At 63.4% G+C, this 21,540-nt stretch carries 21 protein-coding genes and 1 other RNA gene; 11 read left to right on the top strand and 11 right to left on the bottom strand.

The annotated features are described in order from the left end of the window. Positions 1–132: 132 nt before the first annotated feature. Positions 133–1,335 carry a lytic murein transglycosylase gene (locus FJ419_RS03595; protein WP_246679114.1) on the bottom strand — a complete coding sequence of 401 codons (1,203 nt, stop codon included), beginning with the start codon at positions 1,333–1,335 and terminating at the stop codon, positions 133–135. On the opposite strand from FJ419_RS03595, the gene FJ419_RS31085 reads away from it, so the two are divergent. After that, on the top strand, positions 1,319–1,498 hold the full coding sequence (locus FJ419_RS31085) for a hypothetical protein (protein WP_246673235.1): 180 nt from the start codon (positions 1,319–1,321) through the stop codon (positions 1,496–1,498). The two genes, FJ419_RS03595 and FJ419_RS31085, sit on opposite strands and share 17 nt — an antisense overlap. 81 nt (positions 1,499–1,579) lie before the next feature. On the opposite strand, the gene recR is transcribed toward FJ419_RS31085, so the two are convergent. The 5 genes from recR to ffs all read right to left on the bottom strand — a co-directional run bounded on the left by recR (position 1,580) and on the right by ffs (position 5,956). Further along, the gene (gene recR, locus FJ419_RS03590; RefSeq protein ID WP_140687603.1) at positions 1,580–2,185 is read right to left on the bottom strand and encodes a recombination mediator RecR; all 606 of its coding nucleotides are present in this window, start codon (positions 2,183–2,185) and stop codon (positions 1,580–1,582) included. A 201-nt stretch (positions 2,186–2,386) separates the two neighbouring features. After that, on the bottom strand, positions 2,387–3,373 hold the full coding sequence (locus FJ419_RS03585) for a cell wall hydrolase (RefSeq protein WP_140687601.1): 987 nt from the start codon (positions 3,371–3,373) through the stop codon (positions 2,387–2,389). 216 nt (positions 3,374–3,589) lie between these two features. Then, positions 3,590–3,913, bottom strand: a complete 324-nt coding sequence (locus FJ419_RS03580; protein ID WP_140687599.1) for a YbaB/EbfC family nucleoid-associated protein — start codon at positions 3,911–3,913, stop codon at positions 3,590–3,592. A gap of 22 nt (positions 3,914–3,935) precedes the next feature. Further along, positions 3,936–5,753 carry a DNA polymerase III subunit gamma/tau gene (locus FJ419_RS03575; protein ID WP_140687594.1) on the bottom strand — a complete coding sequence of 606 codons (1,818 nt, stop codon included), beginning with the start codon at positions 5,751–5,753 and terminating at the stop codon, positions 3,936–3,938. Between the two features lie 106 nt (positions 5,754–5,859). Then, positions 5,860–5,956: signal recognition particle sRNA small type (gene ffs, locus FJ419_RS03570), an RNA gene on the bottom strand. Positions 5,957–6,139: 183 nt separating this feature from the next. On the opposite strand from ffs, the gene FJ419_RS03565 reads away from it, so the two are divergent. From FJ419_RS03565 to FJ419_RS03555, 3 genes are read left to right on the top strand one after another with little or no spacing between them, the layout of a single operon-like run. Beyond that, positions 6,140–6,559: an HIT family protein gene (locus tag FJ419_RS03565; protein ID WP_140629353.1), complete on the top strand. Its 420-nt coding sequence runs from the start codon at positions 6,140–6,142 to the stop codon at positions 6,557–6,559. A gap of 44 nt (positions 6,560–6,603) precedes the next feature. Then, positions 6,604–7,545 carry an NAD(+) diphosphatase gene (nudC, locus tag FJ419_RS03560; protein WP_140687589.1) on the top strand — a complete coding sequence of 314 codons (942 nt, stop codon included), beginning with the start codon at positions 6,604–6,606 and terminating at the stop codon, positions 7,543–7,545. 10 nt (positions 7,546–7,555) lie between these two features. Beyond that, positions 7,556–7,858, top strand: coding sequence for a Dabb family protein (locus FJ419_RS03555; RefSeq protein WP_140687587.1), 303 nt, complete (start codon positions 7,556–7,558; stop codon positions 7,856–7,858). Positions 7,859–8,109: 251 nt separating this feature from the next. Here FJ419_RS03555 and FJ419_RS03550 read toward each other — a convergent pair whose 3' ends face one another. Next, positions 8,110–8,973: a prephenate dehydratase gene (locus tag FJ419_RS03550; protein WP_140687582.1), complete on the bottom strand. Its 864-nt coding sequence runs from the start codon at positions 8,971–8,973 to the stop codon at positions 8,110–8,112. Positions 8,974–8,982: 9 nt separating this feature from the next. Next, positions 8,983–9,711, bottom strand: a complete 729-nt coding sequence (locus FJ419_RS03545; RefSeq protein WP_140687578.1) for a 3-deoxy-manno-octulosonate cytidylyltransferase — start codon at positions 9,709–9,711, stop codon at positions 8,983–8,985. Positions 9,712–9,904: 193 nt separating this feature from the next. Here FJ419_RS03545 and FJ419_RS03540 point away from each other — a divergent pair, with 193 nt between their 5' ends. From FJ419_RS03540 to FJ419_RS03510, 7 genes are all read left to right on the top strand, one after another. Next, on the top strand, positions 9,905–10,576 hold the full coding sequence (locus FJ419_RS03540; protein WP_140687576.1) for a cytochrome c family protein: 672 nt from the start codon (positions 9,905–9,907) through the stop codon (positions 10,574–10,576). A 254-nt stretch (positions 10,577–10,830) separates the two neighbouring features. Beyond that, positions 10,831–12,711 (top strand): extracellular solute-binding protein, encoded by a 1,881-nt coding sequence (locus FJ419_RS03535; RefSeq protein ID WP_140687574.1) that lies wholly within the window; start codon positions 10,831–10,833, stop codon positions 12,709–12,711. Continuing rightward, complete coding sequence (locus FJ419_RS03530; protein WP_140687572.1) at positions 12,711–14,588, top strand: extracellular solute-binding protein; 1,878 nt, start codon at positions 12,711–12,713, stop codon at positions 14,586–14,588. The genes FJ419_RS03535 and FJ419_RS03530 overlap by 1 nt, the downstream gene beginning before the upstream one ends. Before the next feature lie 24 nt (positions 14,589–14,612). Next, positions 14,613–15,707 (top strand): microcin C ABC transporter permease YejB, encoded by a 1,095-nt coding sequence (locus FJ419_RS03525; protein ID WP_140545611.1) that lies wholly within the window; start codon positions 14,613–14,615, stop codon positions 15,705–15,707. Beyond that, the gene (locus FJ419_RS03520; protein ID WP_140629331.1) at positions 15,707–16,846 is read left to right on the top strand and encodes an ABC transporter permease; all 1,140 of its coding nucleotides are present in this window, start codon (positions 15,707–15,709) and stop codon (positions 16,844–16,846) included. The genes FJ419_RS03525 and FJ419_RS03520 overlap by 1 nt, the downstream gene beginning before the upstream one ends. Beyond that, on the top strand, positions 16,843–18,471 hold the full coding sequence (locus FJ419_RS03515) for an ABC transporter ATP-binding protein (protein WP_140687570.1): 1,629 nt from the start codon (positions 16,843–16,845) through the stop codon (positions 18,469–18,471). Before FJ419_RS03520 ends, FJ419_RS03515 begins: the two co-directional genes overlap by 4 nt. A gap of 39 nt (positions 18,472–18,510) precedes the next feature. Beyond that, on the top strand, positions 18,511–19,452 hold the full coding sequence (locus FJ419_RS03510; protein WP_140687568.1) for a glyoxylate/hydroxypyruvate reductase A: 942 nt from the start codon (positions 18,511–18,513) through the stop codon (positions 19,450–19,452). On the opposite strand, the gene FJ419_RS03505 is transcribed toward FJ419_RS03510, so the two are convergent. The 3 genes from FJ419_RS03505 to FJ419_RS03495 form a co-directional block, all read right to left on the bottom strand. Beyond that, on the bottom strand, positions 19,376–19,975 hold the full coding sequence (locus FJ419_RS03505) for an AAA family ATPase (RefSeq protein ID WP_246679113.1): 600 nt from the start codon (positions 19,973–19,975) through the stop codon (positions 19,376–19,378). The two genes, FJ419_RS03510 and FJ419_RS03505, sit on opposite strands and share 77 nt — an antisense overlap. 68 nt (positions 19,976–20,043) lie before the next feature. Further along, positions 20,044–20,418, bottom strand: coding sequence for a hypothetical protein (locus tag FJ419_RS03500; RefSeq protein ID WP_140687566.1), 375 nt, complete (start codon positions 20,416–20,418; stop codon positions 20,044–20,046). A 135-nt stretch (positions 20,419–20,553) separates the two neighbouring features. Next, positions 20,554–21,504 carry a methyltransferase domain-containing protein gene (locus tag FJ419_RS03495; protein WP_140687564.1) on the bottom strand — a complete coding sequence of 317 codons (951 nt, stop codon included), beginning with the start codon at positions 21,502–21,504 and terminating at the stop codon, positions 20,554–20,556. Between the last annotated feature and the right edge of the window lie 36 nt (positions 21,505–21,540).

The following is a 21,540-nucleotide window of genomic DNA, read 5'->3' as shown; positions in this document are numbered from 1 at the left end:
GCGAAGCAGGAGCGCAGCTCCGTCGCGGAGACCCTAGGATGACGATCGCGAGAGGTGTTCAAGCCAATCTTCAATGCACGCGAGCCGTCAACCGACCGGTCAAAGAAACATGCTGGAGAGCTCGTCCCGCTACTATTTCAGCTGCGCGACCAAGCCCGCATCGGGAAAGCAGGTGGCGGGCTTGCCGTTCTTTGCCTGCCAGATGCCGATGGAGCGGCGGGTCTTGAAGCCGGGCAGGCCGTCGGCGCTGCCGACATCGTAACCCTTGGCTTCAAGCGCCCGCTGCAGGGCGGCGATATCGGAGCGGTGGAGATCGCCGACCGCGCCCCAGCCGCCGACAAAGGTGGCGTCGCCCTTCGCGATGCGATCGGCGGCATGGCCGATGAACAGGCCGTAGAGATCGCTGTTGTTGTATTGCTTCAGCACATAGAAGTTCGGCGTGACGACGAAGGCCGGGCCGCTGCGCCCGGCCGGCATCAGCAGCAGGCCTTCGGCCTTCAATTCGCTCGCCGCAAACGCCTTGCCGTCGACGCGCCTGATGCCCATCGCCACCCAATCGGAGATCCTCTTGCCCCGGTCGGGTCCTTCGAGCGAGCACGACACATTTGCCGGCACCGTCACCTCGGCCCCCCAGCCGCGCCCCCTCACCCAGCCATAATGGACGAGGTAGTTGGCGATCGAGGCGAGCACGTCGGACGTCGAATTCCAGATGTCGGGCCGGCCGTCGCCGTCGAAATCGACGGCGTGCTTCAAGAACGAGGTCGGCATGAATTGCGGCTGGCCGAGCGCGCCGGCCCAGGACGACTTCATCGCATTGACCGGCGCCAGCCCGCGCTCGACGATTTCGAGCGCCGCCAGCACCTCGGTGCGGAAGAAGTCTTTCTTGGTCGACATGAACGCCTTGGTGCCCAGCACCTCGAAGGCATCGTAAGGCATCTTGGCGGCACCGAAGCCGGTTTCGCGGCCCCAGATCGCCAGCACGATCTCGCCCGGAACGCCATAGCGCTTCTCGATCAGCCCGAGCGTCCGGGCATTGGCGCTCTCGCGCGTCTTTCCGCCCGAGGTGACGGCCCGAACGACCTTCTCGGCGAAGTAGTTGGCCGGCGGGCCGAATTCGGCTTGATGCTGCTTCTCAGGCGTCGTCCGCTGCTCGCCGGGCAGGACGAGATCGGGCAGCTTCAGGTTCGGCTTCACGCCGAGGAAGGCGGCATCGAAGGTCTTCTTCGAGATGCCTTTGGAGTTGGCTTCGGGCCAGAGGTCGGTCTGCAGCCAGGCCTGGAACTGGTCGTCGATGGGGGCGGCATGGGTGGGGGCGGTAATGAAGAGAGCGATCAACGCCGCCAGAAAGGAAAGGACGACCAATCTGGAAGGCTGGCGTTCTGTCGCGCCCCCCTCTGTCCTGCCGGACATCTCCCCCACAAGCGGGGAGATTGGCAGCTTCGGCGCCTTGCTCAATCCTGCGACGTTGGAGATTGGCGAAAGCCGGCGTGAAGCCTGATCTCCCCCCTCGTGGGGGAGATGTCCGGCAGGACAGAGGGGGGCGCGAAGGAATGCTGTCATTTCCAAAGCCCCGCCAACTTCAAAACGCCGTCCTCGATCGCAGCGCCGCGGCCAGCGTACCTTCGTCCAGGTAGTCGAGCTCGCCGCCGACCGGCACGCCATGCGCGAGCCGCGTCACCTTCACATCGAAGCCCGATAACTGATCGGTCAAATAATGCGCCGTCGTCTGCCCCTCGACCGTGGCATTGACGGCGAGGATGACTTCCTTCACCTCGCCGCCGGCAACGCGGTCGACCAGCGAGCGGATGTTGAGCTGGTCCGGACCGATACCGTCGAGCGGCGACAGCGTGCCGCCGAGCACATGGTAGCGCACGTTCATCGCCGCCGCGCGCTCCAGCGCCCAAAGGTCCGAGACGTCTTCGACGACGATCAGCGTGCCGGCGTCGCGGCGTGGGTCGGTGCAGATCATGCAAGGATCGGCGGTATCGACATTGCCGCAGGTCGAGCAGATGCGCACCTTGTCGACCGCTTCGCTCATGGCGGCAGCCAAAGGCTCGAGCAGCTGTTCCTTCTTCTTGATGAGATGAAGCGCTGCGCGCCTGGCCGAGCGCGGCCCGAGCCCCGGCACCTTGGCCAAGAGTTGGATCAGGCGTTCGATTTCCGGACCGGCGATTCTCTTCGACATCGCTCTGATCTAGAGCAATTCCAGGAAAAGTGCGAAGCGGTTTTCCGTCCGGAATTGCGAGCAAGCGAAAAGATGGATCAGTTCGCCGCTTATTGAAACGGTGGACTGATCCAGGATTTTTCGGAGCGGTTTGGAACAGCCAGCAAGGGCACAGGGCCCGCCATGCTGCCATGGCGGGCCCTGTATTGGATGAAATCGGGCTCAGTTGGCTTCGAGCGGCCGATCCTGGCTGGCGATCATCGCGCCGATGGCGTCGGTATTCTCAGGCGTCGACTGGAAGCCCATCGACGCTTCCTGCGGCGCGCTGGGCACCGAAGAGACGTAGCGGCCCTTGAGCGTGCCGCCGAAACGCGAGGCGTCCGGCTCGGCCATCGGCTCCTGCATCGCCACGACCGTCGGCTTCTGCGCCAGACGGCCGGACTTGGCAGAAGGTGCAACGGAAGCCGTCACATAGGTCTGTTCGGCGGAAGCGTCTTCGGTCCGCGCGGCGGCAGCCAAGGCGGCCTGCTTCGCCGGGTCCGGACGGACGATCGTCCTGACGATCGGCTCGGCGGAAGCCACGAGCACCGGAGCGGCGGTCGCGGGCTGCTGCCGGCCAGACTTCTGCTGGTCGCCCCCGTTCATGGCGACCATCGGCTCGTCCGGCAGCGGCTGCCAGTTGCGGCCGCGCTTCTCATAGAAGGCGTTGCCGCCGGCAACCATGGTGTAATGCATGTTCTTGTAGGGGAAGCGCAGGCCGGCGGTGTGGAAATACATCGTGTTCTTGAGCTTGGCCTTGCGTTCGCCCCTCAGCACCGCATCGGCCGCCTCCTCGACATCCGGCAGAGCCTTCGAGTTCATCGGCCGAGTCATGACGCCCGGAGCAAACTGGCCCGGCTCGGCGACAACCTGACAGATGGTGTTGCCGTGCTGGCCCGAGCGAAGACGGTTCATGACTACCGTGCCCACCGCGATCATGCCGTCGCGGCTCGACCTGTTGGACTCGAAGAACATTGCCCTTTGCAAGCATTCCTTGTCCTTCAGCGAGTGGCCGGAGGAACGCGTGAGGAAGCTCGGCGTAAGGGCATCGGTCAGACCCGACACCGACATGCCATGGGAGGAAGTGGTCTGGCTGCAACCGGCCAGGAGCAAGGGGGAAGTGACGATGCCGATAAGCAGCAGCGGCGTCTTCCATCGCGTCGCGATCACCAAAAAAGCCTCATGTCCAGATGCCAGCCCGCCCGAGATGTGGCAAGAATGAGACTCTTTCGGGCAAAAAGATGGCTAGAGGGTTAGCAACTTCTGGACTTGGGTAAAACTTTATGAATGCCGCGAAATGTGCCCGTGAGCATTGCCGGCAAAACAGTTAATATTGCAGCCAGGACTCAATTTCCATTCATAATCAATTAACTGGCGGACCCCGCCTTAGAACGGCAATTTCATTCCGGGCGGGATCGGCAAGCCTGCCGTCAACGCCTTGGTCTTCTCCTGCATCACCTGCTCGACCTTATTTTTGGCGTCATTGTGGGCGGCCAGGATGAGATCCTCCAGGATTTCTGCTTCGTCCGCCTTGATCAGAGACGGATCGATCTTCAGCGTCTTCATTTCGAACTTGCCGGTAAGCGTGATGCTGACCAGACCGCCGCCGGCCTGGCCGGTGGCTTCAAGCGTGGCGATCTCGTCCTGCATGGCCTGGAACTTGGCCTGCATTTCCTTCGCCTTGCCCATCAGGCCGAGAAGATCTTTCATCGGTTGGTCCTCTAAAAATGTTTCAGGTCTCGTCGTCATCGGCCGCCGGCTCGACCGGCAGGTCGGCCTCGGCTTCATCCACTTCCGGCACGTCCGGGATGCGCACATCGATGATCTTGGCGCCAGGGAAACGGGCGAGAATGGCCGCGACGGTGGGATCGCTCTTGGCGTCGGAGAAGGCGTTCTCGCGCTTCGTCGTCTCCATCTCGGCCAATGTCTGGCCGCCTTCTTCCTTCGACAGCGACACCAGCCAGTTGCGCCCGGTCCAGGCGCGCAGCTTGGCGGTGAGGTCGTTGAGCAGCATCTTCGGCGCGTCGTTAGTCAAGGTGACGTCGAGCCGGCCGGGCTCGATGCGAACCGGCCGCACGCAGCGTTTCAGCAGCACCTTGAAGGCCATGTCGCGATTGGCGTCGGCCAACGCAACGATGTCGGCCAGCGACTTCACCGGAACGACAGGCGCCTCGGCGACCGGCTCCGGCGCAGGAACGAAGGTCTCCGGCACGGGCTGCGCCTCGACCAGGCGCATCGTCTGCGCGCCGCCGGGTGAAGCCGGCATCCGCGCCTGCGCCACGGCGCTTGTGCCGCCGCCATTGCCGGACCCCGCGGGTGCTCCGTTGGCGCGCGGCGCCACATTCGACTGCGGGGCCGCACCTTCCAGCGATTTCAACGCCTCGTCCAGCGTCGGCAGGTCGGCGGCATGCGCCAGGCGGATCAACACCATTTCGCCGGCGCTGACCGGGCGGTTGGAAGACTGCACCTCAGGAATACCCTTGAGCAGCATCTGCCAGGTCCGCGACAACACGCGCACCGAAAGCGTGCCGGCGAATTCGGCGCCGCGCCGGCGCTCATCCTCGGAAAGCGAAGCATCGTCGGCTGCCGCCGGCACGAAGCGCAGGCGGGTGACGAGGTGGTTGAACTCGGCAAGATCGGTAAGCACGGCGGCCGGATCGGCGCCGGTGTCGTATTGCGCGCGGAATTCGGCCAAGGCCGCTGCGACATCGCCCTTCATGACATGCTCGAACAGGTCGATGATGCGGGCGCGGTCGGCAAGGCCGAGCATGGCTCGCACCGCCTCGGCGCTGACCGTGCCGCTGCCATGGGCGATCGCCTGGTCGAGGATGGACAGCGAATCGCGCGCCGAGCCTTCGGCGGCCCGCGCGATCATCGCCAGGGCCTCGTCGTCGACGGCAATGCCTTCCTTGGCCGCGATCGAGGACAGATGCCCGACAAGCGCGCCGGCATCGATGCGACGGAGATCGAAGCGCTGGCAACGCGACAGGACCGTTATCGGAACCTTGCGTATCTCGGTGGTGGCGAAGATGAATTTGACGTGCGGCGGCGGCTCTTCCAGCGTCTTCAGCAGGCCGTTGAAGGCCTGGGTGGAGAGCATGTGCACTTCGTCGATGATGTAGACCTTGTAGCGCGCCGAGACCGGTGCGTAGCGCACCCGGTCGATGATGTCCCTGATGTCGTCGATGCCGGTATGGGAGGCGGCGTCCATCTCGATGACGTCGACATGGCGGCCTTCCATGATCGCCTGGCAATGCTCGCCGAGGATCGAAAGGTCGACGGAGGGCTGGTCGACGGTCGCGGTTTTGTAGTTCAGGGCCCGCGCCAAGATGCGCGCGGTCGTCGTCTTGCCGACACCGCGCACGCCGGTCAGCATCCAGGCCTGGGCGATGCGGCCGGTGGCAAAGGCGTTGGTCAGCGTGCGAACCATCGGCTCCTGGCCGATCAGCTCGGAGAAATTCGAAGGGCGATATTTGCGCGCCAGGACGCGATAAGCGGCGGCCTTGCCAGTCTCCAGGCTTTGTGGCCCCAAATTTCCGGCTTCGCTCATTCGCCGTCAAAAGCTCCCAGGACCGCGACGGAAGGCGGCCGATTCCTGCGCATAGTCTCACCCGCACGGCTTGGCGCCGTCAATGTCGCGGGAGAAAGGCGAAGAGGTGGGAGGCTGGAACAATGACCCGTTCCGGGCTCGTTAGGGCTGCTTCCTTCCGGACCTGACCCGGTTGGCGAGTGGATCGTCCACCACCAACCTCCCGCGCTCCATATCGGCAATTCGGCAGCGAAATGCAAGGGCCGAGCCGGAACCCGCAACCGCATCGAAGGCCGAAAGTCCTTCAAATCGATAATGGGGGTCAATGAATCCCTTGCAGCCACCCTGCCGCCGCTCTAGCGTTCCTGGTTTGGAAAATGCTTACAACAAAAGCGAAGGAAACGCTCATGCTGCCGGGCCTCGAGGCCGGATTCACGCTGGACGCCCGGCTGGAGGCGGACAGCGAGCAGCTTATGTGGCTTGGCCTTTGCGAGCTCAGGCTGATGAACGACCGCCGCTGGCCATGGCTGGTTCTGGTGCCGCAGCGGCCGGGCGTGGAGGAAATTCACGACCTGACGCCGCTCGACCAGGCAATGCTGACCTTCGAGACCAATATGGTGGCGCAGGCGCTGAAGCGGGTGACCGGATGCACCAAGATCAACACCGGCGCCTTAGGCAATATCGTGCGTCAGTTGCATGTCCACGTCGTCGCCCGCTCGGAGGGCGATCCCGGCTGGCCGGGACCGGTCTGGGGCTATGGCATACGCGAGCCCTACCAGCGCTCCGATATCAGGCGGTTTGCCGAAACGATCAAGGCGGCGCTATAAGCTGACCAGTGTCCATTCCGTACATCGAGCCCACCCGAGTCTCCATGAGCTTTCGCCTGTTCGACGCGCCCTTGCGCGAGCCCAGCCAATTCGTCGGTTTCGCCGGCAACCGGATTGATCGGCAGTCCGAGAACCGCGCCGATGATGCGGTCGAAAAAGCGCTGGCCGACCAAGCCGCTCGGCTGATGCTGATGCATGCCGGCCGGCTCTATCTCAAGCTCGAGGATGGCACGTTCGACCCCTGGTTCAGGACGGATGAGAGTGGAGCTTTCGAAGCCGCACTCGATCGCGGCGTGCTGCTCGGCTTCTCTGAAAGCGGGCCGGTGCTGGCCGTGCCCGCCGGCATCGAGCCGGAAAAGCTGCCCGAGACGATCAAGGCAATCGACTATCGTTCCGTCTATATGCAAGGGCTGGTCGACGAGGCGGCGGCCGGCGCGCTGGCGCAAGGCGCGGCGCTGCTGGCCTGGCACGTAAGCCATGCCTTCTGCTCGAAATGCGGCAACCGCTCGGAGATGCGCGCCGGCGGCTACCGGCGCCATTGCCCTGCCTGCGGCACCGACCATTTCCCGCGCACCGACCCGGTGGCAATCATGCTGACGGCGACGCGCGAAAAATGCATCCTGGGGCGAGGCAAGCATTTCGCGCCCGGCATGTATTCGGCACTTGCCGGCTTCATCGAGCCGGGCGAGACAATCGAGGCGGCGGTACGGCGCGAGACCCTCGAAGAGGCCGGCATCCGGCTCGGCCGCGTCGTCTACCATGCCAGCCAACCTTGGCCGTTCCCTTATTCGCTGATGATCGGCTGCTTCGGCGAGCCGCTCAACGAGGATATCCAGGCCGACCTCAACGAGCTTGAGGATTGCCGCTGGTTCTTCCGCGACGAGGTGCGCACCATGCTGGACAGGCAGCATGCCGACGGCCTGATTACACCGCCGAAAGGGGCAATCGCCCATCACCTCATCCGCGCCTGGGTCGACAGCGAATAGGAGACGAGACATGATCCGCCATACCGTCGTGTTCACGCTGAAGTATCCGCCGCAATCGCTGGAGACAAAGCGCTTCCTGCACGATGCGAAGAAGATCCTGACCGGGATCAAGGGCGTCTCGCATTTCGAGCAGTTGCGGCAGGTGAGCCCGAAGAACGACTACCAGTTCGGCTTCTCGATGGAATTCGCCGACCAGGCGGCCTACACGCGCTACAACGAGCATCCCGACCATGTCGCGTTCGTGCGCGACCGCTGGGTGCCCGAGGTCGAGAAGTTCATGGAGATCGACTACGTGCCGTTGGGATTTGGCTGATAATGGGTTGAGCGGCGGCGTCCGAGAATAGCCGGAACGCCCGTGACATCGCCATTCTAGGGCATAGCGGAGCGAGATCCTGGAATCCATGTCGTGACCTCGGCCGAAGGATGCAGCGGAGCAGAATTCTGGACCGTGGGCGGCGCTTCGGCGTAACGGCATGGATCCTCGGGTCTGCGCGCGTCGCTTCGCTCCTTGCTCCGCCCGTGGATGACGAAGCAGCGGCGTCTCGGCCAGCCTCGAAGCTGGCCCTAATCCGCTACCTTCCACTGCTCGCGCGAGGCGCTGGCCGGATAGACGCCGAGGATGCGCATCTCGCGCGAGAAGAAGCGCAGCTCGTCGAGCGCCAGCTTGACCAGCGGGTCGTCGGGGTGGCCCTCGATGTCGGCGTAGAACAGCGTCGCTGTGAAGGCGCCGAGCTGATAGCTCTCCAACTTGGTCATGTTGATGCCGTTGGTGGCGAAGCCGCCCATCGCCTTATAGAGCGCGGCCGGCACGTTGCGGACACGGAAGATGAAGGTCGTCATCATCTTGGCGTCCGGCGCGGGGCGCTCCACCCATTGCTTGTTCTTGGTCAGCACGACGAAGCGGGTGACGTTGGAATCGGTGTCCTCGACATTCTTCTCAATGATGTCGAGCCCATAGAGCTCGGCCGCTAGAGCCGGCGCCAGCGAGGCCATGGTGCGGTCCTTCACCTCCGACACCATCTTGGCCGAACCCGCCGTGTCGCCGGCGATCACCGGCTTCCAGCCGTTCTTGCGGATATATTTGCGGCACTGGCCGAGCGCGTGGATATGGCTGTGGACGGTCTTGATCTCTTCGCGCTTCACGCCCGGCAGCACCATGAGCTGGAAGTGGATCGGCAGGAAGTATTCGCCGACGATGTGCAGCTTCGATTCAGGCAAGAGGTGGTGGATGTCGGCGACGCGCCCGGCGATGGTGTTCTCGATCGGGATCATGGCGAGCTCGGCCTTGCCGGTCTCGACCGCGTTGAAGGCATCCTCGAAGGTCGGGCACGGCAACGGCTCCATTGACGGGAACATGTTGCGGCAGGCCGTGTCGGAATTGGCGCCGGGCTCGCCCTGGAAGGAAATTCTGTTGGTCTTGTCAGCCATGCCGATATCTCAATTTGAAAGGATCTGTCTTGCCCGCTCGAGATCATGCGGCGTATCGACGCCGAGCGGCACGGAATGGACGATCTCGGCGTCGATGCGCATGCCGGCTTCCAGCGCGCGCAGCTGCTCCAGCCGCTCGCGACGCTCCAGCGGCGACGGCTTAAGCGCGACGAAGCGTTCCAGCGCGGCGCGGCGATAGGCATAGAGGCCGATATGATGGTAGAGCGGCCCCTCGCCCCAGGGCGCGGTGGCGCGGGTGAAGTAGAGGGCTCGCAACCGTGTCGCCGACAGCGGCGAGCCGACGATCTTGACCACGTTCTGGTTGGTCTTTTCCTCGTCGCGCACGATCTCGACGCCGAGCGTGGCGATATCGACCGATTTATCCTCAAACGGCCGCAGCGACGCGCCGATGATCTCGGGGTCGATGGTCGGCAGGTCGCCTTGGACGTTGACGATCGTTTCCACCTGCTTTTCGGGGTCGAGGGCCGCTAGCGCCTCGAAGATGCGGTCGGAGCCCGATTCGTGATCCGCGCGGGTCATGACCGCCTCGAAACCATGCGCCCGCACGGCCTGCGCGACGGCTTCCGTGTCGGTCGCCACCACCACGCGGCCAAGCCCGGCCTCGGCCCCGCGCCGGGCGACGTGGACGATCATCGGCACGCCCGCAATATCGGCTAGCGGCTTGCCCGGCAGGCGCGTCGAGGCCATGCGGGCGGGGATCAGGATCAAGGTCGACATCGGATTTCAGGGCAGCCGAAAAAAGCGGATGGAAAAGTGGCAAAAGGTCTCACTGGAAGCGCCCTTATAGGTGTTGCAACGCCAGAGCAAAAGACCTAGTTTCCGCGCGGTTTGACTGGCCTTTCAGGGCAGTTCGCGATACCGACGGACGGAGTGGACGGGACGGTCCGCCGGAAAAGGGAGCAAGGGGCGTATGGATTCCAACGAAGTCAACAAGCTGCTCGGCGGATTTCTTGGAACCTGCTTCATCGTCTTTTCCATAGGCCTCGTCTCGGACGGGCTGTTCGCCTCGCCGACGCCCGAAAAGCCCGGCTTCGCCATCGAAGCTCAGGAACCGACCGAAGGCGGTCCGGCTGCTCCCGCGGCGGAAGCCAAGCCGATCGCCGACCTGCTCGCCACCGCCAATGCCGAGGCGGGCGCCGCGATCTTCAAGAAATGCCAGGCCTGCCATTCCGGCGAGAAAGGCGGTCCGAACAAGGTCGGTCCGGATCTCTGGGACATCGTCGACCGCCCCGTCGCCGAGCATGAAGGCTTCGCCTATTCGGCCGGCATGAAGGATTTCTCCAAGGGCGGCCAGGAGCACTGGACGTACGACAATCTCAACCACTTCATCACGTCACCGAAGAAGTTCGTGAAGGGCACGGCGATGGGCTTCGCCGGCCTGCCGAAGGATGAAGACCGCGCCAATGTGATCGCCTATCTGCGCACGCTGTCGGACAATCCGAAGCCGCTGCCGCAGCCGGGTGCTTCGGCGGAAGCCAAGCCGGCGGAAGGTGCCGCACCCGCGAAGCCCGCCGAAGGCGCCGCGCCGGCCAAGCCGGCCGAGGGAACCGCTCCGGCCAAGCCCGCAGCGCCCGCTCAATGAACAATTTGTCATAGAGACTTCCTTGGAAAAGCCGGGTTCGTCCCGGCTTTTCTGTTAGGAAAGCTGCATGGACCGCGACAAAGGCGGCACTTGCGGTTTCCACCCGCGTCAAATGATCTAGATTGCGGGTGGACAGAGCAATTCCAGGAAAGCGGGACCCGGTTCCGTCCGGAATTGCTTTGAGACAAAGCATAGAGCGGCCGTCGTTTTTCGTGAAACGATGAGCGCTCCGGGGCTCGCGACGAGGAGAACGCATGAAGGTTGGCCGCTTCCGCACGCTTTTCGCATCGGCGCTCGCTTTCGCTTTCGCCGCCAGCCTCCAGGCCGGCTTCGCCGATGAATGGCACACAACCTCCTCGCTGGTCGGACCTTCAAAATACGGCGACAATTTCCAGCGCTATGACTACGTCAATCCGGATGCACCAAAGGGCGGAACCTACAACTCCGTGGTTACCGGCACCTTCGACAGCTTCAATCCCTACATCGTGCAAGGATCGCCGGCCTCCGGCTTCGCGCAGTTCGGCGGCGGCCTGCTTTACGACACGCTGATGGAGCAGGCTACCGACGAGGGCGACACTTACCACGCGCTGATCGCGGAGGCCTATAAATACCCGTCGGACTATTCGTCGGTCACTTACCGGCTCAACCCTCACGCGAAATGGCATGACGGCCAGCCTATCACCGTCGACGACGTGGTCTGGTCGTTCCAGGTGCTCAAGACAAACAGCCCTATGTACAACCGCTATTTTGAGAACGTGACCGAGGCGGTCGCGGTCTCGAACCGTGAGGTTGAGTTCCATTTCAACCAGAAGGGCAACCGCGAATTGCCCAAGATCATCGGCGACCTCGTCGTGCTGCCGAAGCACTGGTGGGAAGGCACCGATGCCAGCGGCAAGAAGCGCGACATCACCAGACCGACGCTGGAGCCGCCGCTGGGCTCTGCCGCCTACAAGATCGCCAGCTTCAAGCCGGGAACCGAGATCGTCTGGCAGCGCGTGCCCGATTATTGGGGCGCCAAGTTGCCTGTGAAGATGGGCCGCGAGAATTTCGATACCCAACGCTTCACCTATATCCTCGACGACAACGCCTCCTGGCAGGCCTTCACCAAGGGCGGGCTCGACGACATCAAGCCGGAAAACAGCTCGCGGCGCTGGGCGACGGCCTACAACTTCCCGGCGGTCAGCGCCGGCGACGTGGTCAAGAAGGAATTCAAGACGACGTCACCCGAGCCGATGCAGGCTTTCGTGCTCAACCAACGACGGCCGCTGTTCCAGGACCGGCTGGTGCGTGCCGCGCTGACCTATCCCTTCGACTTCGAAACGATGAACCGCACGCTGTTCTACAATTCGAACACGCGCACCCATAGCTATTTCCAGGGCACGGAGTTGGCGTCGAGTGGACTGCCGCAGGGCAAGGAGCTGGAAATCCTCGAAAAATACCGCGACAAGCTCCCGCCCGAGTTGTTCACGCAAGAGTTCAAGCTGCCGGTCTACGATTCGCCGCAGGCGGAACGGAAATATCTGAAGCAGGCGGTCGACCTGTTCGCCCAAGCTGGCTGGGTGATCAAGGGCGGCAAAATGGTGAACGCCAAGACCGGCGCGCCCTTCAAATTCGAGATCCTCGGCTGGAACGACACCGACCAGGTCATCGCTAGCCCCTGGATAGCCAATCTGCGCAAGATCGGCGTCGATGCGACGCTGCGGATCATCGACCAGACGCAGTACATCAACCGCGTCAACAATTTCGATTACGACGTCGTCACCAGCATACTCCAGCAATCCGGATCGCCTGGGAACGAGCAGCGCGACTTCTGGAGCTCGAAGGCGGCGGATACGCCGGGATCGCGCAACTATGCCGGCATCAAGAACCCGGTCGTCGACGCGCTGGTTGACCGCATCATCTTCGCAACCGACCGCGATGATCTCGTCGCCACTACCCACGCGCTCGATCGGGTGCTGCTGTGGAACTACTATACCGTGCCGCAATACTACCGCGCGGTGGTTTGGCTCGCCTACTGGAACAAATTCGGCATGCCGGATAAGCAGCCCAGCTACCGGGGCGCCGATATCGATTCCTGGTGGATCGATCCTGCGAGGGAAAAGGCGCTGGCTGCCAAGTACAAGGGCCTCAATTGATGGAGCGGCAGACTTTGCTTCCTCGCCGCGACTTCCTGGCGCTCGGCGCCGCGGCCATGGTCGCCGCGTTGCTGCCCGGCCGAGCCTTTGCCGAAACCCCGACCGGCGACAAGCTGCACGGCCTGTCGGCCTTCGGCGATCTCAAATACAAGCCCGACTTCACGCATTTCGACTATGTCAATGTCGATGCGCCCAAGGGCGGCACCTTCAACTTCTCGCCACCCAACTGGGGTGCGAACCAGAGCCCGCAGACCTTCAACACGCTGAATTCCTTCGTCCCCAAGGGCGATTCCCCGCAGCGCATGGAAATGTGCTTCGATTCCTTGATGGTGCGGGCGCTCGACGAGCCGGACGCGGTCTATGGACTGATCGCCGACGGTGTCACGATTTCCGACGACCGCAACACCTTCACCTTCTCGCTGCGCCCGCAGGCGCGCTTCCATGACGGCACGCCGCTCACCGCCGAAGACGTCGCCTTCACCTTTAAGCTCCTGAAAGACAAAGGGCATCCGGACTACGCGTTGTCACTGACGCATCTGGAAGATGCCGTGGCGAGGGACGCTCACACCGTCGAGCTCAAATTCTCCGGCAAGCAATCGGCCCGCACCATCCTCAACGTCGTCGGATTCCCTATCCTTTCGAAGGCCTTCTTTACGGCCAACCCGTTCGATTCCTCGCAGCTCAATCCGCCGCTCGGCTCAAGCGCCTACAAGGTCGGGCGCTGGTCGGCGGGCGCTTGGATCGAATATGAGCGGGTGGCCGACTATTGGGGCAACGACCTGCCCGTCAACCGCGGCCTGAACAATTTCGGGCGCATCCGCATCGAATTCTACCAGGATCGCACGGCCGGGTTCGAGGCCTTCAAGAAGGGCGAGATCCTCTACCGCGAAGAGTTCACGTCGCGCGTCTGGGCGACGGCCTACGATTTTCCGGCCTTTACCGCCGGCAAGGTGATCAAGCATGAGTTTCCGGCTGAAACCACGCCTGCCATGCAGGCCACCGCGGTCAACCAGCGGCGTGAGCAGTTCAAGGATCCACGCGTGCGGCAAGCGATCGCGCTCTGCTTCGATTTCGAATGGACACGGCGCAACTTCTTTTATGGCTCCTATGAGCGCTCGCAATCCTGCTTCGAAAAATCCGACTTCCGCGCCTCGGGCATGCCGACGCCGCAGGAACTGGCGCTGCTGGAGCCGCTGCGCGACCAGCTGCCGGCGGAGACCTTCGGCGAAGCGGTGACGCAACCGCCGTCGGACGGCTCCGGACGGGACCGCAAGCAACTGAGCGCGGCGCTGAAGCTGCTCGCTCAGGCCGGCTGGAAACGCTCCGGCGACTTCGTGGTCAATGACAAGGGCGGGCGACTGGCCGCCGAATTCCTGGTCGACGACGAAACCTTCGTGCAGGTCTATTCGCCCTGGGTCGCCAACATGAAGGCCATCGGCATCGATGCCTCGATCCGCCTGGTGGATTCGGCGCAGTACCAGCTCAGGCAATCGACATTCGATTTCGACTTGCTCTCGGCCGCCTTCAATTTCAGCGCCACGCCGACCCGCGACGATCTGGAAATTTTCTTCCACTCGCGCAGCGCCGCCGTATCGGGCTCGCGCAACCTGTCGGGCGTTGCAAGCCCGGCAGTCGATGCGCTGATCGATGCCGTCGGCGCCGCCAAGGATCGTGAAAGCCTGACCACCGCCATGCGTGCGTTGGACCGGGCCTTGCGCGCGCGGCGCGATTGGATTCCAAGTTGGTATCTGGCGAATCACCGAAGCGCCTATTGGGACATGTTCGGCTTCCCCGAACAGAAACCCGATTTCGGCTTTCCGATCGAGGCGCTGTGGTGGTTCGACAAGGGCAAGGCGACAAAGATTGGCAAAGCCTGACATCACTGTTCGCGCGGTCGCCTGATGGGTGCCTATATCCTGCGCCGCATTCTTCTGATGATCCCGACGCTGTTCGGCATCATGGCGATCTCCTTCGCGGTCATCCAGTTCGCGCCGGGCGGGCCGGTCGAGCAGGTGATTGCCCGGCTGACCAACCAGGGCGGCAACGACCGCCTCGGTAGCGGTGGCGGCGACGCCGGCGGCGGCAATTTCGACGTGGCCGGCGATGTCGGCTCGAAATATCGCGGCGCGCAGGGGCTCGATCCCGAATTCATCAAGAAGCTGGAAAAGCAATTCGGCTTTGACAAGCCGCCGCTCGAGCGCTTCGGCATGATGCTGTGGAACTATATCCGCTTCGATTTCGGCGACAGCTATTTCCGCGATATTTCGGTGCTGAACCTGATCCTGGAGAAGATGCCCGTCTCCATCTCCATCGGCCTGTGGATCACGCTTTTATCCTACCTGATCTCGATCCCGCTCGGCATCCGCAAGGCGGTGAAGGACGGCTCGACGTTCGACGTGTGGACCAGCGGCGTCGTCATCGTCGGCTATGCCATTCCAGGCTTCCTGTTTGGCATCATGCTCATGGTGCTGTTCGCGGGCGGGTCGTTCTGGGACTGGTTTCCGCTGCGCGGCATCGTTTCGGACAATTGGGATCAGCTGTCCTGGCCGGGCAAGATCGCCGATTATTTCTGGCACATGACGCTGCCGCTGACGGCGCTCGTGCTGTCCGCTTTCGCGACGACCACCCTGCTCACCAAGAACTCGTTCCTTGAAGAAATCCGCAAGCAGTATGTGGTGACGGCGCGCGCCAAGGGGCTGTCGGAGCACAAGGTGCTCTACGGCCACGTCTTCCGCAACGCCATGCTGATCGTCATCGCCGGCTTTCCCGGCGCCTTCATCTCGGCCTTCTTCACCGGCTCGCTGCTGATCGAGAACATCTTTTCGCTCGACGGCCTCGGCCTGCTCGGCTTCAAGTCGGTGATCGACCGCGATTATCCGGTGGTGTTCGCCACGCTTTACATCTTCTCGCTGCTTGGCCTGTTCGTCGGCCTTTTGTCCGACCTGATCTACACCTGGGTCGATCCGCGCATCGACTTCGAGCGGAGAGACATCTGATGGCCGAGGCCGCGATCGAAAGCGCGCCGGCGCGGCCCCGCAGGCCATTTCTGTCGCCGCTCAACCAGCGGCGGTTGCAGAACTTCAAGGCCAACCGGCGCGGTTACTGGTCGCTCTGGATCTTCCTGTTGCTGTTCGTGCTGTCGCTGTTTTCCGAGCTGATCGCCAACGACAAGCCGATCGTCGCCTCCTACAAGGGCGAGATCCTGTTTCCGGTCCTGGTCGCCTATCCGGAGGAGAAGTTCGGCGGTTTCTACGCCGTCACCGACTATCGCGATCCGGTGATCCAGGACGAGATCAATTCCAATGGCTGGATGATCTGGCCGCCGGTCCGCTACTCCTACCAGACGGTCAACAACGCCATTCCGGAACCGGCGCCGGCAAAGCCGTCCTGGCTTTACGACAAGAAGACGCGCTGCAGCCAGTATCCGCAAGGCGAGGCCGACGCCAACTGCACCGTCGGCAACTGGAACTGGCTGGGCACGGACGACCAGGCCCGCGACGTGCTGGCGCGCGTGCTCTACGGCTTCCGCATCTCGGTTCTGTTCGGCCTGATCCTGACGCTCGGCTCGTCGCTGATCGGCGTCGCGGCCGGCGCGGTGCAAGGCTATTTCGGCGGCTGGACCGACCTTCTCTTCCAGCGTTTCATCGAGATCTGGTCGGCGATCCCGGTGCTCTATCTGCTGCTCATCATCTCGGCCATCCTGCCGCCCGGCTTCTTCATCCTGCTCGGCCTGATGCTTCTGTTTTCGTGGGTGGCGCTGGTCGGCGTGGTGCGGGCCGAATTCCTGCGCGCCCGCAACTTCGAATATGTCAACGCGGCGCGCGCGCTGGGCGTGCCCAACCTCACCATCATGTTCCGCCACCTGCTGCCGAACGCGATGGTGGCGACGCTGACCTTCCTGCCCTTCCTGCTCTCGGGCTCGATCTCGACGCTGACCTCGCTCGACTATCTCGGCTTCGGCCTGCCGCCCGGCTCCGCCTCGCTCGGCGAATTGCTGAAACAGGCGCAGCGCAACCTCAACGCGCCCTGGCTCGGCATCTCCGGCTTCATCGTGATCTCGCTGATGCTGTCCCTGCTGGTCTTCATCGGCGAGGCGACGCGCGATGCCTTCGATCCGCGCAAGACGTTCAAATGAGCCAAGCCCTGCTTTCGGTCCAGGATCTGAGCGTCGCCTTCGCGCAAGGCGGCAAGCAGTCGATCGCCGTCGACCATATCTCATTCGACATCGCCAAGGGCGAGACGCTGGCCCTGGTGGGCGAATCCGGCTCGGGCAAATCGGTCTCGGCGCTGTCGGTGCTGAAGCTCCTACCCTATCCCGCGGCCAGCCATCCGTCGGGCAGGATCCTGTTCAGCGGGGCCAACCTGCTCGCCATGGACGAGAAGGCGTTGCGCGGCGTGCGCGGCAACAAGATCACGATGATCTTCCAGGAGCCGATGACCTCGCTCAACCCGCTGCACACGATCGAGCAGCAGATCGTCGAGGTGCTGCAACTGCATCAGGGCCTGCGTGATCAAGCCGCGCGGGCCCGCACGCTGGAGCTGCTCACCGAGGTCGGCATCCGCGATCCGCAGAAACGCCTCGACGCCTATCCGCACCAGCTCTCCGGCGGCCAGCGCCAGCGCGTCATGATCGCCATGGCTTTGGCCAACGAGCCGGAGCTTTTGATCGCCGACGAGCCGACGACCGCGCTCGACGTCACAGTGCAGGCGCAGATTCTGGAACTGCTGGCGGAGCTCAAAGCCCGCAAGGGCATGTCGCTCCTGTTCATCACGCATGATCTCGGCATCGTTCGCAGGATCGCCGACCGCGTTTGCGTCATGACCAAGGGCAAGATCGTGGAGAGCGGCCCGACCAGGGAAATCTTCGCCAATCCGCGGCATGACTATACAAAGCATCTGCTCGCGGCCGAGCCGAAGGGCAAGCCGCCCACGACCGACCCGGGCGCCAAATCCGTCATGACCGGCAAGGACATCAAGGTCTGGTTCCCGATCAAGAAAGGCTTCTTCCGGACCACGGTCGACCATGTGAAGGCCGTGGACGGCATCGACATCACAGTGCGGGCCGGCCAGACCCTTGGCGTCGTCGGCGAATCCGGTTCGGGCAAGACGACGCTGGGCCTGGCGCTCGCCCGGATGATCTCCTCGACCGGCACGATCAATTTCAACGGACGCGACATCAACCAGCTCTCCTTCGGCGCCATGCGGCCGCTGCGGCGCGAATTGCAGATCGTCTTCCAGGATCCGTTCGGATCGCTCAGCCCGCGCCTGTCGGTCTCCGAGATCATCGAGGAAGGACTGAAGATCCACGAGCCGAAACTCTCGGCCGACCAGCGCGACGACAAGGTGGTCGCCGTGCTGAAGGAGGTCGGCCTCGATCCCGAAACGCGCCATCGCTATCCGCACGAATTCTCGGGTGGCCAGCGCCAGCGCGTCGCCATCGCCCGCGCCATGGTGCTCAACCCGCGTTTCGTCATGCTCGACGAGCCGACCTCGGCACTCGACATGAGCGTGCAGGCGCAGGTGGTCGACCTTTTGCGCAGCCTGCAGGCCAAGCACAATCTCGCCTATCTCTTCATCAGCCACGACCTCAAGGTCGTCCGCGCCCTTGCCAATGACGTCATCGTCATGCGCAATGGCCGGATCGTCGAGGCGGGACCTTCCGAGCAGATTTTCAGCAGCCCGCAAACCGATTATACGCGTGCGCTGATGGCGGCGGCCTTCAAGATCGAGACCGCGCCGACCGGCGTGGTCAGCGAGTAGCCGGTTCCGCACCGGCGAAACAGGGAAAAAAATCCGAGAATGGAAAAAGGCAAAATCCTGCTTGCCCTCACCGGCATCCACCCGCAGCGCTGGCGTGAGCTGCTCTCGGCCGAGCGCGAGGTCGTCCTGGAGCCGAGCGGCGCCGACGATCCGTCGATCACCTATGCGGTGGTGTGGAAGCAGAAGCCCAACCTTCTCAGATCGCTGCCCAATCTACGCGTCATCTTCTCGATCGGCGCCGGTGTCGACCATGTCTTTGCCGATCCCGGCCTGCCCGACGTGCCGATCGTCAAGGTCGTCGCCGACAATCTTACCCAGCACATGGTCGAATATGTTGTCTGGCGCGTTCTCGACCACCATCGCCAGGCCTCGCTTTACCGGGCCCAGCAGCAAAAGAAGATCTGGCACGAGCCGCCGCAACGAGTGGCCGGCGACGTCTCCGTCGGCATCATGGGGCTTGGCAGTCTTGGCCGCGCCGCGGCTTCGGCGTTGTTGTCTCTCGGCTTCGCCGTCAACGGATGGTCGCGCAGCGAGCGACCGATGACGGGCGTTTCGACCTATGCCGGCGAGGCGGGACTGATCCCCTTCCTCAATGCCACTGACATCCTCGTCGTGCTCTTGCCGCTCACGCAGCAGACCCAGGGCATCGTCAATTACGGACTGCTCAAGGAACTGCGCCGGCGCAATGGGCTTGGCGGCGCCGTGCTGATCAATGCCGGGCGCGGACGGCTGCAGAAGGACGCCGACATTTTGCGCGCGCTGGATGACGGCATGCTGAAGGAAGCGAGCCTCGACGTATTCGAGGTCGAACCGCTGCCGAAGACCAGCCCGTTGTGGAGCCATCCGAAAGTGTTCGTCACGCCGCATGCGGCGGCGACGTCGGACCCGGCGCATCTGGTGCCGATCATGCTTCGCCAGATGGCCGCCTTCGAGCGCGGCGAGAGGCTCGAGAATCTGGTCGACCGCAAGGCGGGGTATTAGGAGTCAGACCCCAGTCGCGGAAACGCTGCTTGATCGCCCGCAACGAAGATAGGTGCAGCTTCGGCAGATCGAGCGCGTTGAACATCGCCCGGTATTTCCTGCGGTTTCGCGGCGTGGTGACCGCGATGTGGTGGATCATGTCCCATTTGATGCTGTCGCGCCCGCCTTCCAGAGCGCCGAGCCTGTCCTTCTCGAACAGCGTTCGCCGAAAATACCGCAAAAGACTTGCGGGGGTGGAGATATCCAGCAGGATCAAGCCTGTCGCCCGCCGAAGGCGCTGCGGCATGCAAACCGAATAGTTCCCGTCCATCACCCAGCCCTCGCCGGCTATCGCGGCATCGTGCAAGGCAATGAATTCGGCCCTCGGGCGCTGCTGCCAATCCGTATTGGGCAGATGAAAGAGCTGATCGAGGTGAACGGCTTCCAGGCCGCGCTTGCGCGCTATCGCGTCGGCAAGGGTGGACTTGCCGCTGTTGGACGGGCCTAGGATGCAGATGCGGTCGCCGAGGTCTGAGAGGTTCATCGGGTGGTCTCTCAAGCGCGATCAAACGCTCGTCAGTCCAGCCGAGCGTTAAACAGAATATCGAACACTCAGGAAGGCTTCGAGCCGGGCAGCCCGAGCGTCTCCTTCTTCTTCGGCTTGCCGCAGTCGCGGCGTTCGATCGAGCGGTTCATGGCGTCGATCTCGCCGCTCGCCTTGTTGCTGGCGCGCTGCGCCTTGGAGCGCACATCCGGCATGAACGGGCCGAAGCCCATCGCCGGATTGGAGAAGCCCGGCTTGGCGGTGACGGGCAGATTGTTCTGCCGCGCCAGTTGATTGCGCAGCGCCAGCAACTGATCGCAAGGCACATCGTCATATTGCAACGAGGATTGGACATCCTCGTCCTGACGCTCGGCCATCGACGTGCCGCCGACGCAGCCGGCGACCGTCAGGCAAGACGCCAACGCAACCATGGTCCAGCGCATGGATATCTCCCTAGGGCAATTCCAGAAAAAGTGCGTCGTGGTTTTCCGTCCGGAATTGCGCAAAACAAAAGACTCGGTATCCGCCCCGCGCAACCCGGACCATGCCATTCAGGCTTTTTCGCAGCAAGGTCGACCTCATGCCATTGCCGGATTTCCCACCTCGGCGGCTGCCGCGAGGGCGCCAGCCACAATGGCCAGTCCCTCGACCGGGTCATGCCGGTCGTGCCGGATAACCATGCTTTCCAGCGACAGGACCGCAAGCCCGTTGGCGCAAAGCACGCGCCGCGCATAGGCCTCGGAATGGGCATAACGCCGTGACGGCAAAAGGGCGAAATCGCCGCCGCCGGCAAGCGCCTCGAGCGAAAAGGCGAACAGGCCGCCATCGGCAAGTATGTTCGCAACCGCGCCGACGATGCGTTCGAGCGCGCCCAGATAGATGAACACGTCGGCCGCGACCACGAGGTCGGCCTTGGCGCCTGTGTAAGAGAAATGCTGGAGGTCGGCCTTGGCGAGCCGGTCGTAGATACCCTTGGCCTTGGCCTTCGCCTTGTTCAGCATGCCGGCCGAGATGTCGTAGCCCTCCAGCCGGTCGACCAACGGCCGCAGCCTCTCGCCCATCAGGCCGGTGCCGCAGCCGAGGTCGAGCGCCAGCCGGAACCGGCCGGGCCTTGCCTTGCGGATGGCGCCCTCGAGAAAATCCGGCAGCCCGTAGCCGAGCTTCTGGACAAGCGAATCCTCGAAACTATCGGCATAGTGATCGAACAAGGTCTCGACAAAGGCGCTGGGCGGCGCCGCGGCGGCCGGCGCCTTGCCGATCAGTTGAAGCTTGAGCGCGGCGCCGAGGCGGTCCGCGGGCTCCAGCTTCAGCGCCATGGCCCAAGCCTGGGCGGCCTCGCCGGGCAGGCCGGCAGCTTCCTGCATCTCGCCGAGGCGAAACCAGCCGGCCGCCCATTGCGGCGCCAGCTCCAGCGCGCCAAGCAGAAGCTCGGCCGCCTGCGCCGGCTCGCCCGAGGCGAGCAGCATCTCGGCGAAATCGGCGCGACGGTCGGCGTTCAAATCGCCCGACGAGGCCTGGAGCGGTTTCACCTTTTGAAGAATCCCCCGGCGAGGCGGAGCCGGCAA

This window comes from Mesorhizobium sp. B2-6-2 (assembly GCF_006440615.1).
Lineage (GTDB): Bacteria > Pseudomonadota > Alphaproteobacteria > Rhizobiales > Rhizobiaceae > Mesorhizobium.
The sequence above is the reverse complement of the archived record's forward strand: the minus strand, read 5'-3'. Positions and strand labels throughout refer to the sequence as shown.